The sequence below is a fragment of the Candidatus Omnitrophota bacterium genome (assembly GCA_013791745.1).
Classification (GTDB): domain Bacteria; phylum CG03; class CG03; order CG03; family CG03; genus CG03.
Genome location: VMTH01000121.1, coordinates 1 through 5819, shown reverse-complemented (window position 1 = coordinate 5819; position 5819 = coordinate 1). Strand labels below are relative to the sequence as shown.

General features: G+C 50.4%; 5 protein-coding genes and 2 pseudogenes. All 7 read left to right on the top strand.

Annotation, left to right across the window (positions count from 1 at the left end):
* The first annotated feature begins 336 nt into the window (after nt 1-336).
* The 7 genes and pseudogenes from FP827_05665 to FP827_05635 all read left to right on the top strand — a co-directional run bounded on the left by FP827_05665 (nt 337) and on the right by FP827_05635 (nt 5819).
* Nucleotides 337-1248, top strand: a pseudogene (locus FP827_05665) (acetyl-CoA decarbonylase/synthase complex subunit delta).
* On the top strand, nt 1245-1496 hold the full coding sequence (locus FP827_05660) for a hypothetical protein (protein ID MBA3052557.1): 252 nt from the start codon (nt 1245-1247) through the stop codon (nt 1494-1496). The pseudogene FP827_05665 and the gene FP827_05660 overlap by 4 nt, the downstream one beginning before the upstream one ends.
* Nucleotides 1497-2453: an acetate/propionate family kinase gene (locus FP827_05655; GenBank protein ID MBA3052556.1), complete on the top strand. Its 957-nt coding sequence runs from the start codon at nt 1497-1499 to the stop codon at nt 2451-2453. It abuts the gene before it with no gap.
* Nucleotides 2454-2466: 13 nt separating this feature from the next.
* Nucleotides 2467-3258, top strand: a complete 792-nt coding sequence (locus tag FP827_05650) for a methyltetrahydrofolate--corrinoid methyltransferase (GenBank protein MBA3052555.1) — start codon at nt 2467-2469, stop codon at nt 3256-3258.
* Nucleotides 3259-3291: 33 nt separating this feature from the next.
* The gene (locus FP827_05645) at nt 3292-3930 is read left to right on the top strand and encodes a cyclodeaminase/cyclohydrolase family protein (protein ID MBA3052554.1); all 639 of its coding nucleotides are present in this window, start codon (nt 3292-3294) and stop codon (nt 3928-3930) included.
* Nucleotides 3931-3971: 41 nt separating this feature from the next.
* Nucleotides 3972-5666, top strand: coding sequence for a formate--tetrahydrofolate ligase (locus tag FP827_05640; GenBank protein ID MBA3052553.1), 1695 nt, complete (start codon nt 3972-3974; stop codon nt 5664-5666).
* 36 nt (nt 5667-5702) lie between these two features.
* Nucleotides 5703-5819: pseudogene (locus tag FP827_05635) on the top strand (oxidoreductase).

Genomic DNA, 5819 nt, shown 5'->3' with positions numbered 1-5819 from the left:
TATCGCGTCAGACCGACGGTAAAGTTGACTGGCTTATTTTTGTGGCCAATAAAGACAGGGTGAGCCTGGATACTGTTAAAAGCAGCCTGTCGCTGCTGGGCAAACTCAAGATACAGGCAGCTAATATCGGGCTTGTGATCAACCGGGCTGATAAAATCCCTTCTTACGCGTCAGATATCGGTATTGAGGTTCTCGGGGTGCTGCCATATGATAAGGCGATAGAAAACAGCGCTGAATCAGGGAGCCCTCTGGGAAAAACAGAACCGGGGACCAAAGAAATAATAGATGGTATAATGAAAAAGTTGGAAAACAAATCGTAAAATGTGAGGTGTTCTTATGGACATTGTAAAGGAAAAATCAAGCGGCCGGGTAAGCGAAGTGAAGATCGGCAAAGGCGAGAAAGAAGTGGCGGTAGGGGGACACGGAACGCTGCCTTTTCTTGACTTTGAAGGGGATACCGGTCACCGTCCAATTCTTGCGCTGGAAGTGCGCGACTGGCTGAATCCCGACTGGAACCCGTATTTAAGTGAGTATTGGAAAGATGCATCGTCCACAGCGGAATGGGTAAAGAAAGCGGAGAGCTTTTCTCCCGACCTTCTCTGCGTGCGTTTTATGTCGGCCGACCCGGATACGAAAAACACGTCTGCTGAGGACACAGTCAAAACTCTTGAGGAAGTGCTCAAGAATACAAGGCTTCCTCTGATTATCACCGGATGCGGCAATATCGCAAAGGACCAGGAGATTATTCCCGCCCTGACGGAGGCGGCCAAAGGTGAAAACGCGCTTTTCGGGATAGCGGTGAAAGAAAACTATAAGACTCTTGCGGCCGCGGCCCTTGCCGGAGGACATTCACTTATTGCCGAGACGCCCCTTGACATAAACCTCGCAAAACAGCTGAACATTCTCATTTCAGATATGGGCCTGGGTACGGATAAAATCGTCATGCACCACAGCACGGGCGGCCTGGGCTACGGACTTGAATACTGTTATTCAATTATGGAAAGATGCCGCCTTGCGGCGCTTTCGGGCGATGCCATGATGTCGCCGCCTGTCCTGAATTTTATCGGTCAGGAATGCTGGAAAACGAAGGAAGCCAAGGACAGCTCCGGGCTGGGTCTGGCATGGGAAGTAACTACGGGAGTCGCCTACCTTGAAGCCGGCAGCGACATACTGGTCTTAAACCATCCCGAAAGCCTGGAGAAATTAAGAAAAGCCGTTAATCAGTTGAGCGCGGGAGGTGATGTATGAAAATACTTGTATTGAATTCGAGAATTTACTCGCTGGAGTATGAGCTTTTGGAAGTGCCCGGCGAGAAGATCCTCTGCAGCGGGCAAATAAAGAGGATCGGAGCGGAGTCTTCTGTTATCATCCATAAAGTAGAGGGAAAGGACCAGGATAAGATAATAAAGCCCGTCTTTGACCATCAGAAGGCGCTCGACGCTGTTATAAAACTTCTTACGGGCCCGCAGGATGGGGTGATAAAAGATAAGAAGTAGATCGGGGCAGTGGGCCACCGCGTGGTGCACGGCGGCGAAGACTTCCAGGGATCCATTAAAATAACTCCGGATGTCAGGAAAAAAATATATCAGAACTTTCAGCTTGCTCCCCTTCACAATCCTTTTAACCTCAAAGCCATTGATGCGGCGCTGAAGCTGCTTCCCGGCGTGCCGCAGGTAGCGGTCTTTGACACGTCTTATTACCAGAAAATGCCTCCCAGCGCGTATTACTATGCGCTGCCGATGCACATATCCAAGGAGCATAAGATAAGAAGGTACGGTTTTCACGGGATCTCGCATCAATACGCGTGTGAGAATGCGGCGAATATACTGAAGAAACCGTTAAAAGGGCTCAGGATAATATCCTTTCATCTGGGTCAGGGGTGTTCGGTATCGGCGATCAAAGACGGCGCGCCCATAGATACGTCCATGGGTTTTTCTCCGCTGGGAGGGCTCGTGATGACGACCCGCTGCGGTAATATCGATCCCGAAATTGTAATATATCTTTCAAAGCTCGGATGGAGCTTCACTGAAATAGAGGTAATGCTGAACAAGGAGTCGGGAATTCTCGGGCTTTCCGGCGTAAGCGACAATATGAAAGACGTGATTCTTGCGGCGGAAAAAGGAGATGAGCGCTCAAAGCTTGCGATAGACATCTTCTGCTACGCGGCAACGAAATACTTCTTTTCGTACTATGGGATATTAGGGGGCGCAAACGCGATAATATTTACCGGCGGCATCGGTGTGAATTCTCCTCTGATCAGGAAAAGGATCCTTGAAGGCGCGAAATTCCTCGGTATAGAAATTGATCCCGCGAAGAACAGGAAAACGGTTGCGTGCGCCGGAAGAATTGAGAGCAAATCCAGCAAAGCGAAAATACTGGTTATTCCGCGCAACGAGGGAATTCTGATTGCCAGGGAAACTTATAAGATAATAAAAGGGAAGAAGATAGGGTGATCAAGGAGGCAAGATGTATTTAATCGGCGAGAGAATTAACGGCATGTTTGATGACATTAAAAAGGCGGTTCAGGAGAAGGATGAGACGGTTATAAAACGCTGGGTTGAAGAGCAGGTAAAGGAGGGCGCGGACGCGCTCGACGTGAACGCCGGCCCGTCTTCCGACAAGCCGATGGAAGCGATGGAATGGCTTGTGACGACTGTCAGGAAACATACGGATATTACTCTTGCCATCGACACCACAAAAACCGATGTAATGGAAAGAGGGCTGGAACTTGCGGGTGTGGGAAAAGGGATCATTAATTCCGCCAACGGAGAACCGCAGAAACTGGCGAAACTTTTAGAGCTTGCGAAAAAATACAGGGCAAAGGTCATAGGCCTTACAATGAACGAAAAGGGAATTCCGAAAGACGCCTCGCAAAGAGTTGAAATTGCCGCCCAGATCATTACAAGCGCGGCGGATGCGGGCATTCCTTCCGACGACCTTTTTATTGACGCGGTGATTCTTCCGGCGAACGTTGCTCAGGAACACGCTGTTGAGGTGCTTGAAACCATATCGCAGATTAAAATGCTCTGCGATCCTCCGTGCCGGGCTGTGCTGGGATTGAGCAATGTTTCGCAGAAATGCAACAACCGGCCGCTGATAAACAAGGTGTATCTTGTAATGGCGATTGCGCGTGGATTGGACGCCGCCATCGTTGATGTGTGTGACCGTGACCTTGTTGATTCGGCAATAACCGCGGAACTCCTCCTTAATAAGCAGATATACTGCGACAACTACTGCGAAGCGTACAGGAAGAAATAAACAGGAAATGAGAATAGTTAGGAGTGGATTGATATGAGCGAAAAAAAATATTTTCCCGGACTTCCGGTGACAGAATACCTTGAAGAGGCATCGAGCGGCCGGCCTGTTCCCGGCGGAGGAAGCGTCGCTTCTGTGGCCGCGGCTCTGGGCGCTTCGCTGATGGAGATGGTGGCCAATTTTACGGTCGGCAAGGAAAAATATATATCTGTCGAGGAAGAGGTAAAAAGCATTTTGTCCGAGACGTCTCTTCTCAGGCGGGAACTCGTGAAACTGGCGCAGGAGGATACCGAGGCGTACGGCAGTCTTTCCTCTGCGTTTAAAATGCCCAGGCAGACAGATGATGAAAAAAAACTGCGGGCGAAAGCCGTTCAGGATGCGCTTAAAAACGCCTGCGCCGTACCCCTGCGGATTGCCCAAATCTGCGTGAGGCTGCTGGCATTATGCCCGGGACTCGCCCGCGCGGGGAATGCGAACCTGATAACCGATGTGGGGGTAGCGGTGAATCTTATCCCGGCGGCTTTTGAAAGCGCGCTTCTTAACGTTGAGATAAACCTGAAAAGCATAAAGGACGCGGATTTTATAACGGAGACAAGAAAGAAAATCAGCGTGTGGAAAAAAGAAATTGATGAAAACCGCATAACCGCGAATGGTCTTGTGAATGAGAAACTTTAGGGTCACCTCTACGGTGGCCGGCCGAGAAGGCAGGGGGACAAATGAAGAGTGATTTAGAAATTGCGCCAAGCTGTAAAATCGAACCGATTGAGAAAATCGCGGAGAAAGCCGGTATTTCCCGGAAGTATCTTGAACTGCACGGTGACTACAAGGCGAAGATAAAACTGGAGATACTTGACGAACTCAAGGATAAACCGTCGGGCAAGTACATAGACGTTACCGCAATCACCCCGACTCCTCTCGGAGAAGGCAAGACGGTAAGCACAATAGGACTTTCGCTGGGGCTCAATAAAATAGGAAAAAAGGCCTGCACATGCATACGCCAGCCCTCGCTGGGTCCTGTTTTCGGCATAAAGGGCGGAGCGGCAGGCGGCGGGTACTCGCAGGTTCTGCCGATGGAAGACTTCAACCTCCACCTGACAGGCGACGTTCATGCGGTCAGTATAGCTCACAATCTCTGCTCGGCTTTCCTGGACAATACAATTCTCAAGGGCAACCCCCTTGATATAGACCCCCAGACAATTCTTTGGCGCAGAGTCATGGATATATCGGACAGGTTTTTGAGGAAGATCGTAATAGGGCTCGGAGGAAAGATAGACGGTTTGCCGAGGGAGACAGGTTTTGATATAACCGTCGCTTCCGAGGTGATGGCGATCCTGGCTCTCACGACATCGCTCAAGGACATAAGGGAAAGACTGGGAAGGATAGTTCTCGCGGAAAACAGCAAAGGCGAGCCCGTAACGGCTGAAGACATAAAAGTCGCGGGCGCAATGACGGTTCTTATGAAAGACGCTCTCAAACCCACGCTTCTCCAGACGACCGAAAACACGCCCGCTTTTGTGCACGCCGGCCCTTTTGCAAACATAGCGCACGGAAATTCTTCCATCCTTGCCGACATGATGGCCACAAAACTTTTTGATTATGTCGTAACCGAAAGCGGCTTCGGCGCGGACTGCGGTATGGAAAAATTCATGAATATAAAGACCCGCTATTCCGGTATCAAACCCGACTGCGTCGTGATGGTCGCCACGATCAGGGCGCTGAAGATGCATTCGGGCAAGTTTGAAGTCAAACCCGGCAAACCTATGCCTGCCGGGCTGATAAAAGAGGATTTGAAATCTCTTGACGAGGGGCTCTGCAACCTGAAGAAGCAGATAGAGAACGCGAACCTTTTCGGTGTGCCGTGTGTTGTGGCGGTGAACGTGTTTTCCAATGACACCAAAAACGAGATCGCTCTCGTTGAAAAGCGGGCGAAGGAATTCGGGGCTTTTGATGTTGCCGTGAGCGAAGTCTGGGAAAAGGGCGGTGAAGGCGGGCGTGACCTTGCCGGGAAAGTCGCCGCCGCCTGCGAAGAAAAAAGTGATTTTAAATTCCTGTATCCGCTTGAAGCTACGGTGGAGGAAAAAATAACTGCGGTGGCGACAAAGATATACGGCGCCAAAGACGTTGAATTTTACCCGTCCGTCACGGCAAAGATAAAGAAATTCACCTCATGGGGCTACGGGAATCTGCCCGTATGCATGGCAAAGACACATCTTTCACTGTCCCACGATCCCGCGCTGAAAGGCGCGCCGGGCGGCTTCCGGCTTCCTGTAAAAGACATCAGGCTTTCCGCAGGCGCGGGTTTTCTATACGCGTTGTGCGGTGACATAAGGACCATGCCCGGTCTGCCGACGCATCCTGCCGGAGAGAAGGTGGATATTGACAAAGACGGAAAGATAGTTGGCTTGTTTTGATTATTTTGCTACCATATCGCAATGGCTACAATTAATGTAATCTGGTACGCGGGCGCAAGTTGCAGCGGCTGTTCCGTATCGGTTCTCAATTCGGTGAGCCCCGACATCAAGGAAATACTGCTTGCCGAACTCGTCCCGGGAAAGTCAATAAAT